Origin of the sequence: Pseudarthrobacter sp. NIBRBAC000502771 (assembly GCF_006517215.1) — a bacterium.
In the GTDB taxonomy this organism is placed as follows: domain Bacteria; phylum Actinomycetota; class Actinomycetes; order Actinomycetales; family Micrococcaceae; genus Arthrobacter; species Arthrobacter niigatensis.
In genome coordinates this window covers 3,018,032-3,037,900 of record NZ_CP041187.1, presented here as the reverse complement: position 1 = coordinate 3,037,900, position 19,869 = coordinate 3,018,032, and the positions used below count along the sequence as shown (strand labels likewise).

Annotated in this window: 22 protein-coding genes and 1 riboswitch; of the genes, 7 read left to right on the top strand and 15 right to left on the bottom strand. The window is 66.4% G+C overall.

Annotated elements, in window-relative coordinates:
- Positions 1-13: 13 nt before the first annotated feature.
- The 3 genes from thrS to NIBR502771_RS14225 form a co-directional block, all read right to left on the bottom strand.
- Positions 14-2,023, bottom strand: a complete 2,010-nt coding sequence (thrS, locus tag NIBR502771_RS14235) for a threonine--tRNA ligase (RefSeq protein WP_141160314.1) — start codon at positions 2,021-2,023, stop codon at positions 14-16.
- Positions 2,024-2,151: 128 nt separating this feature from the next.
- A complete protein-coding gene (locus NIBR502771_RS14230) occupies positions 2,152-5,667 on the bottom strand; it encodes a DNA polymerase III subunit alpha (RefSeq protein ID WP_141160313.1) in 3,516 nt (1,171 codons plus the stop codon).
- A gap of 11 nt (positions 5,668-5,678) precedes the next feature.
- On the bottom strand, positions 5,679-6,029 hold the full coding sequence (locus NIBR502771_RS14225; protein ID WP_141160312.1) for a DUF6504 family protein: 351 nt from the start codon (positions 6,027-6,029) through the stop codon (positions 5,679-5,681).
- Between the two features lie 131 nt (positions 6,030-6,160).
- On the opposite strand from NIBR502771_RS14225, the gene NIBR502771_RS14220 reads away from it, so the two are divergent.
- A complete protein-coding gene (locus tag NIBR502771_RS14220) occupies positions 6,161-6,550 on the top strand; it encodes a hypothetical protein (protein ID WP_141160311.1) in 390 nt (129 codons plus the stop codon).
- Positions 6,551-6,556: 6 nt separating this feature from the next.
- On the opposite strand, the gene NIBR502771_RS14215 is transcribed toward NIBR502771_RS14220, so the two are convergent.
- On the bottom strand, positions 6,557-6,877 hold the full coding sequence (locus NIBR502771_RS14215; protein WP_168223142.1) for a chorismate mutase: 321 nt from the start codon (positions 6,875-6,877) through the stop codon (positions 6,557-6,559).
- Positions 6,878-6,896: 19 nt separating this feature from the next.
- On the opposite strand from NIBR502771_RS14215, the gene NIBR502771_RS14210 reads away from it, so the two are divergent.
- On the top strand, positions 6,897-7,319 hold the full coding sequence (locus NIBR502771_RS14210; protein WP_141160309.1) for a VOC family protein: 423 nt from the start codon (positions 6,897-6,899) through the stop codon (positions 7,317-7,319).
- Positions 7,320-7,344: 25 nt separating this feature from the next.
- On the opposite strand, the gene NIBR502771_RS14205 is transcribed toward NIBR502771_RS14210, so the two are convergent.
- Positions 7,345-8,088 (bottom strand): SOS response-associated peptidase, encoded by a 744-nt coding sequence (locus NIBR502771_RS14205; RefSeq protein ID WP_246839676.1) that lies wholly within the window; start codon positions 8,086-8,088, stop codon positions 7,345-7,347.
- Between the two features lie 152 nt (positions 8,089-8,240).
- Here NIBR502771_RS14205 and NIBR502771_RS14200 point away from each other — a divergent pair, with 152 nt between their 5' ends.
- Positions 8,241-8,498: a mycoredoxin gene (locus tag NIBR502771_RS14200; RefSeq protein WP_043454512.1), complete on the top strand. Its 258-nt coding sequence runs from the start codon at positions 8,241-8,243 to the stop codon at positions 8,496-8,498.
- A 28-nt stretch (positions 8,499-8,526) separates the two neighbouring features.
- Here the strand turns inward: NIBR502771_RS14200 and NIBR502771_RS14195 are convergent, their stop codons facing one another.
- From NIBR502771_RS14195 to NIBR502771_RS14180, 4 genes are all read right to left on the bottom strand, one after another.
- Complete coding sequence (locus NIBR502771_RS14195; RefSeq protein WP_141160307.1) at positions 8,527-9,276, bottom strand: lipoate--protein ligase family protein; 750 nt, start codon at positions 9,274-9,276, stop codon at positions 8,527-8,529.
- Between the two features lie 107 nt (positions 9,277-9,383).
- Positions 9,384-11,096 carry an AarF/ABC1/UbiB kinase family protein gene (locus NIBR502771_RS14190; RefSeq protein WP_141160306.1) on the bottom strand — a complete coding sequence of 571 codons (1,713 nt, stop codon included), beginning with the start codon at positions 11,094-11,096 and terminating at the stop codon, positions 9,384-9,386.
- Between the two features lie 5 nt (positions 11,097-11,101).
- On the bottom strand, positions 11,102-11,641 hold the full coding sequence (locus tag NIBR502771_RS14185; RefSeq protein WP_141160305.1) for a PadR family transcriptional regulator: 540 nt from the start codon (positions 11,639-11,641) through the stop codon (positions 11,102-11,104).
- Between the two features lie 76 nt (positions 11,642-11,717).
- Positions 11,718-12,521 carry a thioesterase family protein gene (locus NIBR502771_RS14180; protein WP_141160304.1) on the bottom strand — a complete coding sequence of 268 codons (804 nt, stop codon included), beginning with the start codon at positions 12,519-12,521 and terminating at the stop codon, positions 11,718-11,720.
- A gap of 161 nt (positions 12,522-12,682) precedes the next feature.
- On the opposite strand from NIBR502771_RS14180, the gene NIBR502771_RS14175 reads away from it, so the two are divergent.
- Positions 12,683-13,360 carry an endonuclease/exonuclease/phosphatase family protein gene (locus tag NIBR502771_RS14175; protein ID WP_141160303.1) on the top strand — a complete coding sequence of 226 codons (678 nt, stop codon included), beginning with the start codon at positions 12,683-12,685 and terminating at the stop codon, positions 13,358-13,360.
- A gap of 29 nt (positions 13,361-13,389) precedes the next feature.
- On the opposite strand, the gene NIBR502771_RS14170 is transcribed toward NIBR502771_RS14175, so the two are convergent.
- Together NIBR502771_RS14170 and NIBR502771_RS14165 are read right to left on the bottom strand one after the other, a co-directional pair.
- Positions 13,390-13,920, bottom strand: coding sequence for an NUDIX domain-containing protein (locus NIBR502771_RS14170; RefSeq protein ID WP_141160302.1), 531 nt, complete (start codon positions 13,918-13,920; stop codon positions 13,390-13,392).
- Positions 13,921-13,952: 32 nt separating this feature from the next.
- Positions 13,953-14,144, bottom strand: a complete 192-nt coding sequence (locus NIBR502771_RS14165) for a DUF1918 domain-containing protein (RefSeq protein ID WP_141161570.1) — start codon at positions 14,142-14,144, stop codon at positions 13,953-13,955.
- Positions 14,145-14,218: 74 nt separating this feature from the next.
- On the opposite strand from NIBR502771_RS14165, the gene NIBR502771_RS14160 reads away from it, so the two are divergent.
- Both NIBR502771_RS14160 and NIBR502771_RS14155 read left to right on the top strand, forming a co-directional pair.
- Positions 14,219-14,725: a metallophosphoesterase gene (locus NIBR502771_RS14160; protein WP_141160301.1), complete on the top strand. Its 507-nt coding sequence runs from the start codon at positions 14,219-14,221 to the stop codon at positions 14,723-14,725.
- A gap of 148 nt (positions 14,726-14,873) precedes the next feature.
- Positions 14,874-15,767 carry a glucose 1-dehydrogenase gene (locus NIBR502771_RS14155; protein ID WP_141160300.1) on the top strand — a complete coding sequence of 298 codons (894 nt, stop codon included), beginning with the start codon at positions 14,874-14,876 and terminating at the stop codon, positions 15,765-15,767.
- 58 nt (positions 15,768-15,825) lie between these two features.
- Here NIBR502771_RS14155 and NIBR502771_RS14150 read toward each other — a convergent pair whose 3' ends face one another.
- The 4 genes from NIBR502771_RS14150 to NIBR502771_RS14135 are packed head-to-tail and all read right to left on the bottom strand — an operon-like array spanning position 15,826 to position 18,550.
- Positions 15,826-16,272, bottom strand: a complete 447-nt coding sequence (locus tag NIBR502771_RS14150) for a DUF1810 domain-containing protein (protein ID WP_141160299.1) — start codon at positions 16,270-16,272, stop codon at positions 15,826-15,828.
- A 20-nt stretch (positions 16,273-16,292) separates the two neighbouring features.
- Positions 16,293-16,823 (bottom strand): DNA alkylation repair protein, encoded by a 531-nt coding sequence (locus NIBR502771_RS14145; RefSeq protein ID WP_141161569.1) that lies wholly within the window; start codon positions 16,821-16,823, stop codon positions 16,293-16,295.
- Entirely contained in the window at positions 16,820-17,179 is a 360-nt protein-coding gene (locus tag NIBR502771_RS14140) for a TraR/DksA C4-type zinc finger protein (RefSeq protein WP_141160298.1), read from the bottom strand. The genes NIBR502771_RS14145 and NIBR502771_RS14140 overlap by 4 nt, the downstream gene beginning before the upstream one ends.
- 21 nt (positions 17,180-17,200) lie before the next feature.
- Positions 17,201-18,550 carry a lytic transglycosylase domain-containing protein gene (locus NIBR502771_RS14135; protein WP_141160297.1) on the bottom strand — a complete coding sequence of 450 codons (1,350 nt, stop codon included), beginning with the start codon at positions 18,548-18,550 and terminating at the stop codon, positions 17,201-17,203.
- A 221-nt stretch (positions 18,551-18,771) separates the two neighbouring features.
- Positions 18,772-18,972: riboswitch (cyclic di-AMP (ydaO/yuaA leader) on the top strand.
- Positions 18,973-18,975: 3 nt separating this feature from the next.
- Between NIBR502771_RS14135 and NIBR502771_RS14130 the strand changes: the two genes are divergently transcribed.
- Positions 18,976-19,815: a LysM peptidoglycan-binding domain-containing protein gene (locus NIBR502771_RS14130; RefSeq protein ID WP_141160296.1), complete on the top strand. Its 840-nt coding sequence runs from the start codon at positions 18,976-18,978 to the stop codon at positions 19,813-19,815.
- Positions 19,816-19,869 lie beyond the last annotated feature (54 nt).

Genomic DNA, 19,869 nt, shown 5'->3' with positions numbered 1-19,869 from the left:
TGCTTCCGTTCGGCTAGCTGGTCCGGTTGCGGACGGCTTCGGTGATCCGCTTGACCGCTTCCGCGACGGGCACACCGTTGTCCTGGCTTCCGTCGCGGAAGCGGAACGACACAGCGCCCGCCTCGGCGTCGTCCCCGCCGGCGATGAGAACGAACGGGATCTTGTCCTTGCTGGCGGTGCGGATCTTCTTGGGGAAGCGGTCCGAGGTGGTGTCCACCTCGGCACGGATACCCGCCGCCTTGAGCTGGCCTACGACGTCGAACATGTAGTCGTTGAACGCCTCCGCCACGGGGATGCCCACGACCTGGACCGGGGCCAACCACGCGGGGAAGGCCCCGGCGTAGTGCTCGGTGAGGACGCCCATGAAGCGTTCCACCGATCCGAAAAGTGCACGGTGGATCATCACCGGGCGCTGGCGGCTGCCATCGGCGGCCTGGTACTCGAGTTCGAAGCGCTCGGGCAGGTTGAAGTCCAGCTGGATGGTGGACATCTGCCAGGTGCGGCCCAGGGCATCCTTGGCCTGCACGGAAATCTTGGGACCGTAGAAGGCGGCTCCGCCCGGATCGGGCACCAGCTCCAGCCCGGACTCCTGGGCCACCTCGGCGAGGGTGGCGGTGGCTTCCTCCCAGGTGGCGTCGTCGCCGACGTACTTCTCGGGGTCCTTGGTGGACAGCTCCAGGTAGAAGTCGTTAAGCCCGTAGTCCTTGAGCAGGTCCAGGACGAAGGTAAGGGTCTTGGTGAGCTCGTCCTTCATCTGCCCGCGGGTGCAGTAGATGTGGGCGTCGTCCTGTGTCATGCCCCGGACACGGGTGAGGCCGTGCACCACACCGGACTTCTCGTACCGGTACACCGAACCGAATTCGAACAGCCGCAGCGGCAGTTCGCGGTAGGACCGGCCACGGGAGCGGAAGATGAGGTTGTGCATGGGGCAGTTCATCGGCTTCAGGTAGTAGTCCTGGCCGGGCTTGCGGACGGTGCCGTCCTCGTTGAGTTCAGGGTCCACGTGCATCGGGGGGAACATGCCGTCCCTGTACCAGTCCAGGTGGCCCGAGACCTCGTACAGGTGTCCCTTGGTGATGTGCGGGGTGTAGACAAACTCGTAGCCGGCTTCGACGTGGCGCTGGCGCGAGTAATCCTCCATCTCCTTGCGGATGATCCCGCCCTTGGGGTGGAAGACGGGAAGGCCGGATCCCAGTTCGTCAGGGAAGGAGAACAGGTCCAGTTCGGAGCCGAGCTTGCGGTGGTCGCGGCGCTCGGCCTCGGCGATGCGCTCCTGGTACGCCTTCAGGGCGTCCTTGGTGGGCCACGCGGTGCCGTAGATGCGCTGGAGCTGCTGGTTCTTCTGGTTGCCCAGCCAGTAGGCCGATGACGAACGGGTCAGGGCAAAGGCGTTTGAGATGAGCTTGGTGTTGGGCAGGTGCGGGCCACGGCAGAGGTCGCACCACACCGTGGTGCCTTCCTTGCGCTCGACGTTGTCGTAGATGGTGATGTCGCCGGCGCCGACCTCGACGTTCACGCCCTCCCCGGCTTCGGCGGCCTCGTTCTTCTTGCCCAGGAGTTCGAGCTTGTAGCGCTCGTTCTTCATGGCTTCGCGGGCCTCTTCCTCGCTGACCACGCGGCGGACGAACTTCTGGTTCTGGTTGACGATTTTCAGCATCATCTTTTCGAGGGTCTTGAGATCCTCGGGGGTGAAAGGCTCGGCGACGTCGAAGTCGAAGTAGAAGCCGTCGGTGATGTAAGGGCCGATGCCGAGCTTGGCGTCGGGACGCAGCTGCTGCACTGCCTGCGCCATTACGTGGGCTGTGGAGTGGCGCAGGACGTTCAGGCCGTCGGGCGAATCAATGGTGACGCCCTCCACCTCGGCGCCTTCGGGCAGTTCCTGGTCAAGGTCCTTCAGCTCGCCGTTGACGCGGGCCACAACAACATCACGGCGCTCAAAGAAGAGTTCCGCACCGGTTGTCCCGGTAGTCACCTTGGTCTCTTCGCCATCGACGAGAAGGGTGATCTGCTGGGCATCTGACACGGGTGTCTCCTATTCAAAGTTAAGGCTTCATAGCTTGTGGCATACGGGGACCACAGCCAGCCACCGTCAATGCTATCGGTTCCGGTATGGGGCGACCAACGCGGCACACTGGGGCTGGGACAGAGCCCTCACCCGTTGAACCCGGTGATTGCCAGCGTCCTGGTGATGCCATCCAGCGGATGCGGCCCATCTTCGACGGCCTCATGGCCGGTCACAGGAGTGGGCTCTGTGGCGGATTCCGGGAAGGGCAGGCTCTCCGTACGGCTCAGGTCCCACGCCATGCTCGCGCTGATGCTGATGCCCCTGGGACCGGTCCTTCGGGTGGTTCCACGGATCAGCAGCAGGCGGGTACCAAACAAAAGCGGTCCGGCGCTTTCCTGTGCCTCGTGGAAGAACACCGAATCCACGCAGCCGGTGCCGTCGTCGATGCTGATGAACACCACCCGCCTTCCGCCGCGCATCGGCGGCGTTTGGGTGGCAACCCGAACCCCCGCCACCAGCACTTCGGTGCCGTTGCGCAGGCTGAGGAGCTTATCTGCCGTGGTGACCCCCAGCTTCTCCAGCAGGGGCCGGTGGCTGTCCATCAGGTGGGTACTGACATCCACCGCCATGAGATCAAGTTCCGCCCTGACATTTTCGACCAGGGTGGGGGCTGGAAGCCCAGGTTTGATATTCCGCAGTTCGATGTCGCCCAGGGGAAGGGACAGCTGCCCATCCAGGACCTCAATGCCTTTCTTTCCTGTCTTTGCTGTTTGGAGCTGCTGCAGATGGTGCACCAGGTCCGCGCGGTTGGCAGGGCCTCCGGCTTCCCGGTGCAGGGAATCAAAAGCCCCCAGTTGCGCAAGGCGCCTGATGCTGGGCTTGCTCAGCCGCGAGCGCGCCCGAAGGTCCGCCAGTGAGTCGTAAGGCTGGCCGGCGACGATCCTTTTCAGTTCTGCAGCAGACAGACCGTAGATTCCGTTCAGGCTGAGCCGGATTCCGAGCCGGCCGGCATCCGTGCCTGACGCGATCCGCTCCACGCGGTATTCTGCTTTGCTTCGGTTGATGTCCAGGGGAAGGATGGGAATACCCAGCCGGCGGGCTTCGGCCACCAGCAGCCGTTTGGGATACATGCCGGGGTCGTGCTCCCACAAGCCTGCGAGGAAAGCTTCGGGGTGGTGTGTCTTCAGCCAGGCGGACTGGTAGGTGGGGACGGCGAAGGCAGCACCGTGGGCCTTGCAAAAACCGAAACTGGCAAAAGACTTCAATGTCCCCCACACCTTGTCCACCACTTCAGGGGCGTACCCCTTGGCTTTGGCATGGCGCCGGAAGTACTCTTCCACCCTGGCTTCACCGGCCTCGTTGCTCAACGCCCTGCGGAATTCATCGGCTTTGGCCAGCCCGCACCCGGTCATGACATCCAGGGTCTTCAGGATCTGCTCGTGGAAAACCGTGACCCCATGGGTTTCCTGCAGCACTGGTTTGAGATCCGGGTGCGGGTAAACCTCGGGGGCGAACCCGTGCCGGTGTTCCAGGAAGGGCCGCACCATGTCCGATTTCATGGGCCCCGGGCGGAACAGTGAAATGTCGATGATGAGGTCGTTGAACTCCCGTGGCGCCATCTTGCCGATCAATTCACGCTGTCCGGGGGATTCGATCTGGAAGCAGCCGAGGGTGTGCGTGCTCCTGATCAGCTCATAGGTGGCTTCGTCGTCGAGGGGGACGGCGTTCAGGTCGATCCGGCCGTTGCCGGCAATGTAATCCGGCCCCGTACCAAAAGGTCCAATGGGGTGGTTCCCAGCCTCCACCACTTCTTCCTTTGAGGGGTGGATCCTGATGATTTCCCGGACGGCAAATGCCATGGCGCTTTGCATACGGACACCCAGGACATCGAGTTTGAGCATGCCCATGGGGTCCATGTCATGTTTGTCGAACTGGCTCATGGGCAGGCCAAGCCCGCTTGGCTGGACCGGTGTGCGGTCCAGCAGCGTGGCATCGCCCAGGATCACCCCACATGGGTGCATGGATATGTGGCGGGGCAGCCGGTCAAGGCGTTCGGTCAGGTCTACCAGCAGGTCAAGTTGCTGGTTTCCCTGCGCATCGGACTGCTCCACTCTTCCGGCAAATTCCCGCAGTTCGGGTTTTTCCTGCAGGGCTTCACGGAATTTCCGCGCTGAGAACCGCCACAGCTGCTTGGCAATCTCCCCCACCTCGCCATCGTCCATGCCCAGTGCCAGCCCGGCGTCGCGGACTGCACCACGGGCCCGGTATCCGTTCTGCATGCTCATGAGGGTTACGCGCTCGGAGCCGAAGCGCTCGAAGATCCTGTGGTAGACGTTGTGGCGTTCTGCACTTTCGACGTCGATGTCAATGTCCGGGAGGGTGGCGCGGTCGTTGGAGAGGAAGCGTTCAAAGATCAGGTCATGCTGGAGGGGGTTCACATGGCTGACGTCGATCAGGTAGTTGACCAGGCTTGATGCCCCCGATCCCCTGGCAGCCGCCCGGACTCCCATGTCCTGGATCATCCTGGAGACCTCCGCAACAGTGAGGAAATAGGCGGAGAAGCCCAGGTTCTGGATGATCCCCAGTTCATGGTCCAAACGGGCCATCATGTCCCGCTCCGCCGTACCGCCGATGCCCGGGAACCGCCTGCCGATTCCGGCATGGCAGCGCTGGAGGAGCTCCGTGTGGGGATCCTGGTTGATGCCGATGACGGCAGCTTCCGGCACCACTGGCTGTTTCCATCCCATATCAGTGGCGGGGTCGATCCGGCAGAGGTCGGCGAGCGCCTCGGTCTGCGCCATCAACTGCTTGAGGTCTGCGGCACCATAACCGGCGGCGGAGATGATTTCCTTACCAAGGCCCAGCATTTGATCCGCTGATTTCAGCCATCCCTGGCCCGTGGGTTGCAGGAGTGGCTCCCCTGCCAGTTCCGGGAGGGACTTCAAAGTCCGCGCGGAGTCAAGGACATCCGCGGTCGGTGCACCGTCGGCTGCGCAATACCGGACGGCGTTGGTGAGGACTGCCGGAACATGGTGTTCCTCCGCGAGCCGTAGCATGCGCACAGCGTGCGCCGTGCTGAAAGGACTGCCCGGCGCACTGAGTTGGGAGACGATCTCCGCCACCACAGTTCCGGCGGGCATTGCGTCGAGCCATTGCTTGAACAGGGTCCTGGGACGCAGGTAGCGCCTGCCTCCCATGGCCCGGCCGACGTCCGAGTCCGGGCCGATCAGCACCGTCAGCACCGGTTTGAGGGTGTGGGGGTCGAGGGTGCGGGAGGCCAGCTCGGCACGGGTCACCGCGGTGGGTACCGCTCCCCCGGCTTTCCCGGAGGTCCTCGCGTGCGCATCGGAAACCAGCCGGCACAAGGCGCGGTACCCGGCACCGTTGTTCTGCCCCCTGGCCAGCACCACCACCCTGCCTGCTACCTGGGTGCGGTGATCGCCGTCGTCGTCAAATACCGCCAGGTCCACGCCTACGATGGGGTCGATGCCCGCCGCCATACAGGCTTTGAGGTGCTTGATGGTGCCGTACAGGCCGTCCCGGTCGGTGCAGGCGAGGGCCGTGGCGCCATCGGCAGCGGCAGCCATGGCCAGTTCCTTCGGCCAGGAAACTCCGTAATGGGCGCTGAATGCCGTGGAAACGCGCAGGTGGGTAAAGCTCATGGTGTTCCGGGTCAGGCAGTCTTGGGGTGAAGGGCGTCATGGATCCGCACCAGCCGCCACCGGTTGCTGCGGAGATGGCGGGAAAGGTCAAGGGTCAGGACTTCTGCCCCGGGCGGTTCCTGTGCCGCGGCGGAACGGGCGGCACCCCGGGCGGGCAGCACCTGGACCCGCCAGATTTCGTGGTCCACCACTCCGGGCCCGCTGCCCAGGGGAGCCCTGCTGTCCTCAGCCCACCACTGCCGGCGTTCGTACCAGCGGACGGGTTCTGCGCAGACGGTATAGGACACACCTGCCCATACCAAGGATTCCGGCTCACCTGTGGGGGCACACGCCACGTCAACAGATTCGCTGAACATGCCCATGCGCACCTCCCGGACCTAACCCATCACAACGTGATTCGAACATGTATTCGAATAAATTCAGTCTACGCCGGGTTCTCACCAAAACATAGGCGGGGGTGGACGGGGCGTGCGGCAGGGAGCAGGATGTTGGCATGAGTACCGATGACGCACTCCTGAAGCAGGCCAGCATCAAGACACAGGACTCCACCCTGGTTGCCACGTTCGATATCGACGGCACCATTCCGGGCTCGGGCGCCTACGTGGTGGGTTTGATGGGAGCCTCGCCCGATTTTTCAGCGCAGCGCCGGCTGTGCATTGAGTTCATGAACGGGGAGGCCATAGCCTGCTACTCGTTCAACCGGGACCAGGGAATCGAGGAGGATTTCGATCTTTCCGGAGTGTCCCATTCGGAGAACAGCATCACCGGAAGCTTTCCCATGACGGCCTTGAATGGCCTCGGGAAGGGGCATGTCCTGTCAGCCTTCAGCGAGGCGGACGGGCGGGAGTTCCAGCACGGGGTGCCGGTGGAGGAAGCGCTTTAGCCTTCCTCAGCTGTTTTCTTTGTGGATCCGCAGTTCAAGTTCAATGAATGCGGAGATCATGGCCCGGTAGGTTGCTTCAACGATGTCCGGGTCGATGTCCTTTTTCTCCGCAGCGGACCGCACATGTTCAATAATCCGCTCTACGCGGCCGGGGGCACGCACTTCCGCGTCATCGCCCTTCAGCGTGCCGGCGATCCTGATCAGCCGCTCGCGGCGGGCGATCAGGGTAACGATCTGGTCATCGACTTCGTCAACGGCAACCCGGACCGCAGCGAGCTGTTCCCTGTCGGCGCGGGCATCCCGGTCGTTTCCTTGAATTGTCGCCATCATCTGACACTATCGAAGCATGGAGCCCAGAGTCGACTTTATTTCCCTCGGTGTTCGCAGCGTCGAGGAGTCCCGTGCTTTCTACGTTGACGGCCTCGGCTGGCCGGTCCACCGCGAAGTCGCCGGGGAAGTGGTGTTCATCCAGGTGAACCACGGGCTGGTGCTTTCGCTCTGGGATGCCCGCCAGATGCAGGCCGAAGCCGTGACCGGCCGCCCGGACGGGATCCCCTGCATTACCCTGAGCCACAACCTGGGAAGCCCCGAAGAGGTGGACAGCGTCATGGAACAGGCCGCGGCCGCTGGTGCCGCCATTATTGCCGAGCCCGTCACCAAGGCCTGGGGCGGCTATACCGGGTACTTTGCCGATCCCGACGGTTTTCGCTGGGAAGTGGCATACAACCCCACCTGGACGGTGGACGACGCCGGTACGGTCACCGTTTGAGGGCAGTACACCCTGCGCCGGGCTGCTAGAAGAGAGCTTCCACCGGGCGGATGAGTTCCGGGCCGTTGTTCCGGACGTTGCCCACGTCCTTGCCTACGGATTCCACGCGCCAGTCCGCAGCGGCGTCCTTGACCCCTGACCGCACCAGGTCAACCAGCGCGGCGGCATCATCCGCCTGCGGGTCCAGCCAGGCTTCCATGGTGGACTTATCCATGGGCAGCGGCACCCTGTCGTGGAGTTCGGTCAGCTTCCCGAAAATGGTGGATTCCGCCCCGGGCGGAGGGGTGTCCGCCGTCAGGATCGAGGTGGACAGCAGCCAGCGGCCCGGCTCCCCCTCCGGTACGGACGGGTCCTTCCACCACTCATACAGGCCGGCGAAGGCCAGGCCACGGTCCCCACCGGGATGCACGTAGTACGGCTGCTTCGACTTCCCCGGGCCTTGCTTCCATTCGTAGTAGCCATCTGCCGGGACGGCACAGCGGCGGGACTGCACAGCCTTGCGGAAGGCAGGCTTCTCCAGCACCGATTCACTCCTGGCGTTGATCATGCGTGAGCCGATGCCTGGATCCTTGGCCCAGGACGGAACCAGGCCCCAGCGCGCCACATGCAGCTGGCGCACCTGGCGCGGCGCGGCACTGTCATCCACCAGCCGCTCCAGCACGATCGGGACGGCATCGGTGGGTGCAACATTCCACGACGGCGGGATGCTCACCTCGTCCTCGAGTTCGGCGTCGAACTCGGCCAGGAGGTCCCCCACGGCGCGTGCCATTACGTAGCGTCCACACATGGCACCAGCTTGCCACCGCGCGCCACAAACTGTCATCCGGGAACGGCAGCAGCCGCTCGACACCCGGGAATACCGGCCGCCGCGCTACGGTTGACAGTAAGGAAACCTTTTCAAGCGACACTTAGGAGATCCCTGTGGACTTCACTCCCGAATCCGGCACCATCACCATGTTTTCCACCACGTGGTGCGGCTACTGCAACCGGCTCAAGAAGCAGCTGGACGCCCAGGGGATCGGCTACACCGAAATCAACATCGAAGAGGTGGACGGCACTGCCGAACTCGTGGAGCAGCTGAACGGCGGCAACCGCACCGTCCCCACGGTCCTCTTCCCGGACGGCAGCGCGGCCACCAACCCGTCCGCCGCCGAGGTCAAGAGCCGCCTGGCCGCCTGACCGGCCGCCGCGCACCAATTGATGCGGGTCATGCCCCCAGGCTGCTGAAGGAAGCAGTTTCCAGGGTGGCATGGCCCGCATACGTTTCCAGGAGGGCCTGCTCAACGGCGGCCACGTCCAAACCCGGCACCAGGTCATTGGCGGCGCCGGCGGTGGCAGGATCCCAGTCCAGGCCCAGCGCCGCGTAGCTGTCGGTAAGGACCTTGCGGATCGGGGCGGAGTCCTCCACCACGATCACCGAGCTGAAGAGCCATGCACCCGAGACCACCCGTTGGGCGGTGCCCACCAGTTTTATCCTGCGGGAACTGTCCATGGCATCGGTTCCGTGGACGCTGAACTCGCCGGGACAGTACTCGCCGGGGATCTCCCCCACCGCCGCCTGCACGCCTACGTTCTGCAGCGCCTCCGCAAACAGCCCTCCGAAGTACCCGAACCGGGCCTTGGATCCGGCGACGGCGTCCGCGTCCGGCTCAATGTGGTCCACCACCAGGGTGCCCTGGTGGTAGGCGGCCGCGCGTCCGCCGGCCCTCCGGACCAGGGGTTCGAACCCATCATCGCGGCAGGCCTGGGCGGCGGCCTCGAATCCCGGCAGCCGGGTGTCCCGCTGCCCGAACGCCACCGTGGGCGCGGGCCGGTACAGCCGCAGGGTGGGGCCCAAACCGCCGCTTCGTGCCCTCGCCAGCAGCTCCAGCCCGAATTCGAGGTCACGGCCAGCGCCGAGCGACACATCCTGCCGCACCACGGTAAGCGCGCTGGATCCGGTACCGGTGTGGTGCATAGTGCGGGGCTCCCAGGCATTCAGCGTCGACAGCTACGGTGGCGACGGGTTCAACGCCTGCCAATGGGCAGGCCACCCCTAGGTTACGCCCGACGGCGGCGGCGGCCTTAACGCCCCCGGCGCCCCACCCACAGGGCGTGAAGCAGCGGAACGGCCGATGCGGTCATCAGCACATTCCCCAGGGCAAGGTCGTCGGGCCGGACCACTGCCCCGGCGAGCAGCAGGGCTCCGAAGACCAGGGCGGACGCCGCGCGGCGCACAGCCCTGTCCAGCCGGGCAGCCTGGCGTTCCAGGCGTGGTACGGCTACCTGCAGCGATCCCTCCTCCAGCCGTCCTGCCAGGGCGTCCAGCCGGCCGGGGAGGCGGAAGGCAACAGCGGCGGCGTCGATGGCCTGCCGGGCCGCGTCCTGCACCAGGTTGCCCCGCTCGTTCCGCAGCAGCCGGGCGGCGTACGGCTCCACCGAGTCCCAGAGGTTGAAACGCTCGTCCAACGCACTGCACACTCCGGAGGTGAGGGACATGGCCCGGATGATGAGGAGGAAGTTCTCCGGCAGCTGGAACGGCAACGAGCGGACCACGTCACCGAACTCCACCGCAAAGTCACGGAACTCGCGCGGGTCCACTTCCCGGAGTTCGGCGAAGCCCATGCCGCCAAAACGGGCAAAGAGCTGCGTCATGGCGCGCTCCAGTCCAACGCTGTCCGCGGACGGCATCAGGACGCCCACATCATTGATGGCCCCCACCAGGCCCTTCCCGTCCCGGGCTGCGGCCGCGATCAGCAGCTTCCGGAGCCCGCTGCGCGTGGAAGGGGTCACCTCGCCCATCATGCCGAAGTCGATGAACGTCAGCTTCCAGGGCAGTTCCCCGTCCCCTGGCGGGACCGGGGTGACAAAGATGTTCCCTGGATGCGGGTCGGCGTGGAAGAAGCCGTTGGTGAACAGCTGGTCGAACATGATGGACGCGAACACCGGCGCCACGGTTGCGGGATCGATCCCTGCGGCACGGAGGGACTGGACGTCCGTGATCTTGATGGCCGTGACGTCTTCCAGGGTAAGCACCCGGCGGGTGGTCCGCTCCCAGACCACGCCCGGAACCTCCACCCGGCCATCACCGGCGAAGTCCGCGGCAAAGCGCTCGGCATTGACGGCTTCGTGCAGGTAGTCGATTTCCAGCAGGCTGGTCTGGGCGAACTCCTCCACCAGCGCCGGCATGTCCGCCCGTCGGGAAACGAGCCGGATGTGGCTGAGCCAACCGGCGACCCTGCGCAGGGCGGCGAGGTCGACGTCGACGATCGCGCCGATGCCCGGCCGCTGCACCTTCAGGACCACGGCATCGAGGCCGGTGTCCCCGGCATCGAGGGTATCCAGGCGTGCCCGGTGCGCCTGGCCCAGGGAGGCCGCCGCGATGGGGGCGGGATCGACGGACGCGAAGACCCTCTCCAGCGGCGTCCCCAGTTCCTGGGCTGCGAGGGCGGAGATGGCCGGGAAGGCCACCGGGGGAACCTCGTCCTGCAGCCCCTCCAGCTCTTTAGTGATTTCCGGCGGCAGGACATCAAGCCGGGAGGACAGGAACTGGCCCACCTTGATCATGAGTCCCCCAAGTTCCACGGCCAGGTCGTGGAACCGCTGGGCGAAGCGCCGCATCCGCCGTGAACGGCTCCGCGCGGCCATCCAGCCGAGCCCCACCCGCGGCAGGAACAGCTCGAACCACCAGGTGGAGGCAAGGTTCCACGCTGCGAAGCGCAGGATCCTCCGGTAGCGCCCGCGGTGCTCCCGCAGGGGTGGCGGAGGGTTGGCCCCCGCCTGGACCGTGGACGCCACCCGGTTCAGTCCTGGGCGAGGATGGCGTACAGGCGGCGGCGGGCCTCATCCAGCACCGCAACGGCCTGGTGCACCTGGTCCTGGGTCCCCGTACGGCCCACCTGCGCCGCGGCCTGGGCCAGTTCGATCCCGGCCTTGGGGAGGGAAGCGACGCCGCCGGACACGGGGCCGGCCGGATCCCAGGGCGCCGAGCCATGGTGGGCCGCCGCTTCCTCCCGGCCCGCTTCGGTCAGCGAATAGATTTTGCGGCCGTTCGATTCCTCGGCACTGATCGAACCTTCGTCCGCCAGCAGCTGCAGCGTCGGGTAGACCGAACCTGCGCTCGGCTTCCAGCTGCCGCCGCTGCGCTCCTCGATCTCCCGGATGATCTGGTAACCGTGCATGGGCTGCTCGGCGAGCAGTGCCAGGACCGCCGCCCGCACTTCGCCTTTTCCGGCCCGGGTACCGGCCCGCTTCTCAAACCGGGAACGCAGCTCCTCGACGGCCTGCCACATGCCGTCGAGGTTGTTCCCGCCAAATCCGCCTGCAGGGTGTGAAGCACGCATGTTGAACTCCTTTGCCAATCGCGAACGATATACAACGATACTCAGCGATATATGGCCGCGCCATAGCCGGGAAGGGTCAGGATTTGCGCAGCGTCAGGATCTGTTCGGCCCGGCCGAACGGGCCCTGCAGGTCGTGGAGCACGGTGGATGTCAGCCCGATCCCGTCGCTGCCGAAGGAAACGGCGTTGTCCAGTCCCAGCCATTCCCCCTGGGGGCGGCGGTACATGTGGATCTGCAGGTCCAGGTTGGGGAACGCGTAACTGCCCTTTCCCGGCGGAACCCGGGCGGCAATGCCGTTGGCTGTATCGACCAGGCCCGTGAGCCGGGCAAGGTCGCCGCTGTCGGCGGCGCTGGTCAGCGGGTGGTCGGTGCGGAGCCACACTTTGCCGGCTCCGGGGCGGTGGCCCTCGGCCACCCTCATTTCGAGGGAGCGGATGTAGCCGCCGGGCCAGACGGCCGCGCCGTCGTACGGCTTGCATTCGTCCGGGCCGGGGATGGCGGCGTCCTCGACGGCCGCAACGCCGGCGGTATCACTGGTCAGCATGCGCCACCCCGTGGCGCGGATGGCGGTGCGCCCGCCGGCCACCAGTTCCGCCTGCACCAGTTCGATGGTTTTGCCGGGACGCAGCGTGGTGGTGTCAATCCGGAACTCCCCGCCGGGAATCAGCCCGAGGATCTCATAGCTGATGCGGGCCATCCGCATGTCGTCCCGCGGTTGGTGCCGTTCAAGCACGTCCGCCATGAGGCCCGATGCCGGCGCCATGTGCTGTTCGTGGGCGTTCCAGGCGCCCTGGGCATGGATGGTGGACCGGAACCGGGCGCCGCCCAGGTCCTGGTAGTAGAAATTGCCTTCGGCGAGTTCAGGCAGGTCTGCGGTCAAGGCTGGCCCCTTACGGAAATTCAGTGAATTGCCACTAACTCTATCTCCCGGGGACATGGCGCGGCACGGCCGCGCAGGCGGCGAAATGTTGGAGGGTGCAGGGAGCAATCGGACTAGAGTAAGGAACTGGTCCTGTCAGCAACCCTCAAAAGAGGTGTTTCATGCGCGTCATCAGCTACAACCTCCGCAAGCACAAGGCCAGCGGCGAGCTCCTCGCCCTGGCCCGGAACCATGACATCGATGCGCTGTGCCTCCAGGAAGTGGATGCCAGCGACCTCCCGGAAACCCTTGGGCCCCTGCACCTGGCGGATGCCACGAAGGGCAACCGGCTGGGGCTGGCCATCTACTACCGCACCAGCCGCTTCACCGCCCTGGACACGCAGTCCTTCGCGTTGAAGAAATCGATGCATGACAGGGTGCTGGCGCCGGCACACGAGCGGCTGATCGGCACCCGGGTGATGGACACCGAAACACAGCATGAACTGGTGATCGGCTCCTTCCATGCTGCCCCGTTGACGGCGTCGAACTCATTGCGGCGGAAGCAGATCCACGCCGCCCATGCGGAACTGCTGAGCATGGGAAGGGGCCTGATGACCCTGATGGTGGGTGACTTCAACTACCCGTTCTTCACCAAGAACCTGGACATGCACATGAAGAACTCCGGCTACGCCCTCTCCCTGAGCAACCGGCGGACCTACACCCGGTACAAGGTGTTCAAGGGCCATTTTGACTTCGCTACGTCGCTGGGCCTGGACATCGCCAGCGTGGAAACGCTGCCGCGCGGAAATTCCGACCACCTGCCCATCCTGGTCACCGCGGAGTACGGCGAGGGGTACTAGCCCCGGCTCCAGGCACGGGCCGCGCCGGCCTACCAGCGTCCGCCTGCCCAGGGTTCGTCGGCGTCCAGCCGCGCCAGCAGCTCCGGCCACGCCGCGGCGAAACCGGGGTGCAGGTCCAGTGCCCCCACCTCCGCCACCGGGATCCAGAGCAGCGCGATGCTTTCGGGGTCGCTGATCACCGGTTCAAAGGATTCCCGCACCCGCACCACCACCGTGGTGTAGGACCAGTAACCATGGTCCAGCACGGAAGTGAACAGCACCTCCACGCTCTCCGACGGGACGGCAGCTTCCTCGTAGGCCTCCCGGAGGGCACCGTCAACCGGCTCTTCGCCCTGGTGCAGGGCCCCGCCGGGCAGGCCCCAGGTTCCGCCGTTGTGGCTCCAAACCGCGCGGTGCTGCAGCAGGACTCCCCTGCCGGGATCCCAGGCCAGGACCCCGGCCGCTCCGAACCTGCCCCAGAACCGGCCGCGGTCCCCTTCCACCCAGGCATCGCCCGGGTCACGGGGGCCGGTCCGCGGCGGCGGAGTGGCGGACAGGCTGGAGGGCGGGAAATGATCCATTGCCCCAGTTTGACAGGTGAAGCGGCGGGACGTCAGGTGCCCTGCCCGTGGTCGACGGCGAAATCACCGCCGGGATACATGACTGTTTCGTGGCCGTCGTCGAAGCGGACGAGGTACGGCGGGTGCCCGCCCTCGCCACGCACCTCGAGGATCACACCGTGCCGGTCCGCGGATCCCACATTCCTGCCACGCACGACGATCCGGTCGCCTTGGGCTGCCTCCATGGCAATCACCTCCACGGCCCAAGGGTACGACCCGCAGGCGCACCGGAACAGGGCCGCATGGCAGGATTTCCGGTATGCCACTGAACCTCGTCCTGCTCGCTGACACCCATGTGCCAAAACGCGCCAAAGACCTGCCGGAACAGGTATGGGCCGCCGTCGAAAATGCCGACGTGGTGTTCCACGCGGGCGACTGGGTGGAGGCGGAGTTGCTCGACGAGTTCGAGCAACGGAGCAGGCGCCTGCTGGGCGTTTACGGCAACAATGACGGCCCCGACCTTCGCCGCCGGTTGCCCGGGCGCACCACCGCAGTCCTGGACGGGGTGCGTTTTGCGATGGTCCACGAGACCGGCCAGGCAAAGGGCCGCGAACTGCGGTGCGAGGCACTGTATCCGGACACGGACGTCCTGGTGTTCGGGCACAGCCACATTCCGTGGGATACGGTCTCGCCCGGCGGGCTCCGGCTGCTGAATCCCGGCTCGCCCACGGATCGGCGCCGCCAGCCGGCCTGCACCTACATGGAGGCCGTGGTGGACGGCGGCCGCCTGGCGGAGGTCAGGCTGGTGGAGGTCCAGCGCGGCTGACCGCGGCGCCGCTTGGCAGGGAGGGAGCTTTTGCCTAGGCTGGGAACCGTAAGCATGCTTAGCTTCTCGCTGCTGCCTGCGCAGCATTGCTGCTTCACGATCCCGGGCGACGAACCAGCCCGTGTCCCGCACGAACAGGAGTACCACCATGACCGACCAGTACACCTTCCGTAATCCCGTGACTGCCTACGAAAAGATCTCCCCGCCCAAGCAGCACCAGCCGGAGCCGGGACTTGATGCGGAACTGGCGCCCAAGGCCGACCTCGGCGAAGAAACCTACCGGGGCACCGGCCGCCTCGACGGCCGCCGGGCCATTGTGACCGGCGCGGACTCAGGCATCGGGGCAGCAACGGCGATCGCCTTTGCCAGGGAGGGTGCCGACGTCGTCCTTTCCTACCTGCCGCAGGAAGAGGAGGACGCCGCGCGCATTGCCGGAATCATTGAGGCTGCCGGCCGCAAGGCCGTCAAGGTACCGGGGGACCTCAAGGACTCGGCCGCCTGCCGGGAACTGGTGGACACGGCGGTGGCCGTGCTGGGCGGGGTTGACATCCTGGTCAACAACGCCGGAAAGCAGGTTGCGCAGGAGGACCTGGAAGACATCAGCGATGAGCAATTCGACCACACCCTGAAAACCAACGTCTATGCCATGTTCTGGGTGACCAAGGCCGCGGTACCGCATATGCCGGCGGGCTCAACGATCATCAACACTACGTCCATCCAGGCCTACAACCCCTCGCCGACCCTTGTGGACTACGCCACCACGAAGGCCAGCATCAACAACTTCACCAAGGGCCTGGCCCAGCAGCTGGCCCCCAAGGGCATCCGGGTGAACGCCGTGGCGCCGGGCCCGATCTGGACCCCATTGCAGGTCAGCAGCGGCCAGCCCAAGGAGGAACTCCCGGAATTCGGCCAGTCCACTCCCCTGGGCCGGGCGGGCCAGCCTGCTGAACTTGCCCCCGCCTACGTGTTCCTTGCCTCGCCCGAATCCAGCTATGTGGTGGGCGAAACGCTCAACGTCAACGGCGGCAGCCCGACGCCGTAGCGACCCGGCCGCCTGGGCGGTGCGGCGCGTCCAGGCTGCCGCACCGCCTCCTCCGTGATCAGTCCGCCGCGTCCAGGCCGGCCAGGAGTTCGTCGGTAGCCGGGTCCGGTTCGCCATTGAAGAACTGGGCCAGGACGCTCTTGAACACTGTTTCTCCGGGCGCCGCCCGGAGGAACAGCGTCATGCAGGAGCGGAGCTTTTTGGCATCGACGCCACCGAAAATGTCTTCGGCGGACTGGTCGGCGTGGTTTGCCAGGACCAGTGAACACTCCAGGAGCCGTGGGCCCAGCAGCTCGTGGTCCAGGTACGCGCGAGCCTCAGCAAGGGACGAAATGGCGTACCTGCGGGATGTGGCGCTCTGTCCCAGCCCGGCAAGCTGGGGGAAGACAAACCACATCCAGTGGCCCGACTTCCGGCCCACCTGCAGCTCGCCCAGTGCCTGCTCATAGGTTCCGCCGGTGTTTTGGGCGGCAACAAAACGCTCAAGGTCAAACGGTTCATTCATATGGATCTCCTTGGTACGTTTCACATGGACAAGTATTTTTCAAGGGCGGCGGCTGCCGCCCGGAGCCCGGGGTCCGGATCTTCCCGCCACCGCGCCAGGACAACGCCGGCCCGCTGCCGTTCACGCCCGCCCAGCCCCGCAAGCAGCGGGACCAGGACATCGGAGAGCAGGGGCGCCGCCAGGTCCCCTGCCCGGGCGGAACGGAGGAACCCTTCCAGCCGGGTCAGGTCGGAATGCCGGAGCAGCCGCACCCGCGACTGCAGCAGCACCACGGCGGCCAGGCGGCGCTCGAACACCGGCCGCGAACCGGGCCGCGGCTGTCCCCACAATACGGAGGCCAGCATGACCGTGCCGTCATGGTCCAGGTCCTTGAATTTCCGCAGCGCGTCACGGACCGTCCCCCGGACGGCCCCCACCGACGATCCATACGAGGCCAGCTGCCCGCCCAGCCGGCTCCCGACGTCGTCGGCCCGGTACCAGGAGCCCTCATTCTGCAGCGTCCGGTCGACGAACTCCGCAGCCGCCGACACCACCTCCGGGGCCTCCGTCATCGCCCGCGGCCGGACGAGGCGTGCAGGATGCAGAACGGCGTCCATGGCCGGGCTTCCAGGCGGCCCTCGGCAATAGGCTCCCCGCACACCGCGCAGGTTCCGTAGGTTCCCGCGGACAGTCGGTCAAGGGCCGCTTCAATCTGCCCAAGGCCGGCCGAGCTTTGTTTCAGGAGCGCTGAAGCCTGCGAAAGTTCGAAGGCAATGGTGGCACCTTCGGGATCGTGCTCGTCATCCACATTGGAGTCCTGGCGCGCCGAATTTGCGGCCTCGATATCCGCCCGCAGCGCCGGCAGCAGTGCCACGCGCCGGGCCCGCTCCTCTTCGAGCAGCGCGCGGAACCGTTCGAAATCAGGCATGGGGACAGCCTAACGCGTCAATCAGTACCAGTTCAGGGCGGCGGAGTGGTTCCAGGCCGCGCACGGGGAACCATACCGGTCCTTGATGTAGCCAAGGCCCCAGTCGACCTGCGTGCGGTAGCTGGTGAGCCAGTCGCTGCCGGCACTGGCGTACTTGCCCGGCGGCAGCGCCTGGGCTATTCCATAGGCACCGGAGTAGGCGTTGGTGGCCGTGGTCAGCCAGCTGGACTCCTTGGTCCACAGCTGGGCAAGGCACAGGAACTGGTCCTGGCCCCACCCGAAGGCGGCCAGGCGCCCCGATGCATAGCTTTTCGCTCCGGCCGGATCGTTCACCGCACCGCCGGGAACGGAAGGAACGACGACGACGGGCGGAGCCGGCGGGGCCGGCGCCTCCGGGGCGGCCGGCCCGGGATCGACAGCGGGAGGAGGGGCCGGAACGGGTTGGACACCGCCTGGCTGGACGGGACCTGCCGGGGCCGGGTTTGCCGCGGGCGCGGGTGCCTTCGGCTGCTGCGCCGCCGCGGCGGAGGCCCTGGCCGCGGCCTCCGCCTGCTGCCGGGCCTGCTCCTGCGCGGCGGCGCGCTTGGCCGCCTGGGCCGCCTCGTAGGCAGCCTGCGCCGCCTGGCCCTGGCGGTACTCACCCTCAAGGGCCGCCGTCGTGCCTTTCAGGGCTGCGAGCTGGGCTGTCAGCTCGCCGCCATGCCGCTGTTCCTCCGCCACCTGCCGGGCCAGCGAATCCTGGGCCGCGCGGGCGGACTCCAGCGTTGCCTTCGCCTCCGCGGCAAGCCGCTCCCGCTCGCTCCTGGCAACCTTCTCCTGGTCGGCAAGGGCGGCGGCTGCCTGTTCAGCGGCCGCCGCCTTGGTGACCAGGGCCGCAGTCTTGTCCCCCACGAGCTTGACCAGGTTGAGCCCCTGGACGCTGTTGGTTCCCAGGGCATCCAGCGCCACGAAGAACCCCGTGTTGGTTCCGCCGGTTTTGTAGGACTCGACAGCCAGGGCGCCGAGGTCTTTCCGGTAACGTGCCAACTCCTGGTTGGCGTGGGCGGACCGGGCGGAAAGGGTCTCGAGGCGGGAAGAAGCTGCCTGGAGCCCGGCGTCGGCGGCAGCGTACCCTGCCGCCGAGCGCACGGCGGCTTCCCCTGCCGCCTCAGACTCGGCTTCGAGGCGGGACAGCAGTCCGTTGATGATGGTGATCTCCCCCGCCTTCGAAGCTTCCGAGGACTGGGCCGCCTGCACGTCTGCCCACGAAGGATACCCGCCGGTTGGGGGCGGGTCGTCGGCAGTGGCCGGAAGGACAACGGTGGCGGCCAGGGCAACAGCCGCCAGGCCCCCCAGCACGGGGAACCTGGCGGTGGTCACGAACAGGGGCATAGTCCCGAAGCTTACCGGCGGATTGGAGGGGCACGCAGGAAGCCGTCTCCACATTGTTACTTGGACGGCAGCCACCGCCATCAGTCGAGGTCAGGCGGGAAGCAGGCTTATCGTCCACACGTTTGCGCAATTCGAGAGGGCAGCCTCGTATGTTACCTAAATGTGACAATCGCCGTGCCCATGGGTTAGGGTCGTCAGGTGTCCCTCTCAGACGGGACATTCCCGTCAGTATGCCGAGCCCTGCCGCTGACCATGGGATCCAACCGCTCCAGTTGGCAGGGACGGGGGAACCAAGTTTCCACGGCCACATGTGGCCTAGGGGTTAAGTCGGCAGCGCCTCCCTCCATCGCGGGGCCGCTCCCGGCCGGGTATCTCCAGCCCGAACCCGACAGCTCACCCCGCAGGCATGGGAGAGGCGATCAACCGTGTCAAAAAATTCCATTTCAGCCCGCCACCGCGCGACTCCGGCCCGCTCCATTGTGCTCGAGGGCCTCGCCGTAACAGCCAAGTCGCAGGCCCGCTCCCTGGGCCGCCCGGCGCTCGCTGTGGCAGCAGCGTCCGGCATTGCGTTCGGCGTGGGCGCCCCGGCCCACGCTGGCGTAACCGCACCGGACACCACTGAGCAGACCAGTGTGCAGGCCACCGCCGCAGCACCGGCCGCAGCCCCTGCCGCAGCAGCAGGGAACGTCCACACCGTGGTTTCCGGCGACACCCTCGGCGCCATCGCCGCGGCGTACGGCGTCAACCTCAATGACGTCCTGTCCGCCAACGGCCTGGGCCTGTCCTCGGTCATTTACCCGGGCGACCAGATCCAGATTCCCGGCGCCGGTTACACCGCAGCGCCGGCACCGGCCCCGGCTGCAGCACCCGTGCAGGCGGCAGCCGCCACCGCACCGGCCAACACCGGCATGAACATGTCCTACGCCTCGGCAACGCCTGTGGCTTCCACCACGGGCACGGGCACCGGCGCGGCGATCCTCGCCTCGGCCTACAGCCAGCTGGGCGTCCAGCAGGACTGCACCGCGATGGTTGAGAAGGCACTGCGCTCCGTCGGCAAGTCCGTAGGCGACCTGGCCCCCACCCAGTTCTTCCAGTATGGCACGGTGGTGGGCTCTCCCGCCCCCGGTGACCTGATCATCACCTCCGGCCACGTGGGCGTTTACGCAGGCAACGGCCAGGTTGTCAGCGGCGGCGTCAACGGCTTCGACACGCAGGTGCACTCCATCAGCTGGCTCGGCGGGTACTCCGCAGTGCGCGTAGCCTAGTCCCTGCCGGTCGGGCCCGCATGGCGGTGCCGACTGTGAAGGAGGGTGGCAGCC

Coding starts and splice junctions, on each gene's coding strand:
- NIBR502771_RS14205 (WP_246839676.1), bottom strand. CDS start 8,088: ATGGCACGCGCCGTGGGGGACCTCCTGGCCGAGTTCGACGCCGAACTC.
- NIBR502771_RS14220 (WP_141160311.1), top strand. CDS start 6,161: ATGAGTACCGATGACGCACTCCTGAAGCAGGCCAGCATCAAGACACAG.
- NIBR502771_RS14165 (WP_141161570.1), bottom strand. CDS start 14,144: ATGGAGGCAGCCCAAGGCGACCGGATCGTCGTGCGTGGCAGGAATGTG.
- NIBR502771_RS14230 (WP_141160313.1), bottom strand. CDS start 5,667: ATGAGCTTTACCCACCTGCGCGTTTCCACGGCATTCAGCGCCCATTAC.
- NIBR502771_RS14170 (WP_141160302.1), bottom strand. CDS start 13,920: ATGGATCATTTCCCGCCCTCCAGCCTGTCCGCCACTCCGCCGCCGCGG.
- NIBR502771_RS14150 (WP_141160299.1), bottom strand. CDS start 16,272: ATGAATGAACCGTTTGACCTTGAGCGTTTTGTTGCCGCCCAAAACACC.
- NIBR502771_RS14215 (WP_168223142.1), bottom strand. CDS start 6,877: ATGGCGACAATTCAAGGAAACGACCGGGATGCCCGCGCCGACAGGGAA.
- NIBR502771_RS14160 (WP_141160301.1), top strand. CDS start 14,219: ATGCCACTGAACCTCGTCCTGCTCGCTGACACCCATGTGCCAAAACGC.
- NIBR502771_RS14145 (WP_141161569.1), bottom strand. CDS start 16,823: ATGACGGAGGCCCCGGAGGTGGTGTCGGCGGCTGCGGAGTTCGTCGAC.
- NIBR502771_RS14175 (WP_141160303.1), top strand. CDS start 12,683: ATGCGCGTCATCAGCTACAACCTCCGCAAGCACAAGGCCAGCGGCGAG.
- NIBR502771_RS14225 (WP_141160312.1), bottom strand. CDS start 6,029: ATGGGCATGTTCAGCGAATCTGTTGACGTGGCGTGTGCCCCCACAGGT.
- NIBR502771_RS14210 (WP_141160309.1), top strand. CDS start 6,897: ATGGAGCCCAGAGTCGACTTTATTTCCCTCGGTGTTCGCAGCGTCGAG.
- NIBR502771_RS14185 (WP_141160305.1), bottom strand. CDS start 11,641: ATGCGTGCTTCACACCCTGCAGGCGGATTTGGCGGGAACAACCTCGAC.
- NIBR502771_RS14195 (WP_141160307.1), bottom strand. CDS start 9,276: ATGCACCACACCGGTACCGGATCCAGCGCGCTTACCGTGGTGCGGCAG.
- NIBR502771_RS14140 (WP_141160298.1), bottom strand. CDS start 17,179: ATGCCTGATTTCGAACGGTTCCGCGCGCTGCTCGAAGAGGAGCGGGCC.
- NIBR502771_RS14135 (WP_141160297.1), bottom strand. CDS start 18,550: ATGCCCCTGTTCGTGACCACCGCCAGGTTCCCCGTGCTGGGGGGCCTG.
- NIBR502771_RS14155 (WP_141160300.1), top strand. CDS start 14,874: ATGACCGACCAGTACACCTTCCGTAATCCCGTGACTGCCTACGAAAAG.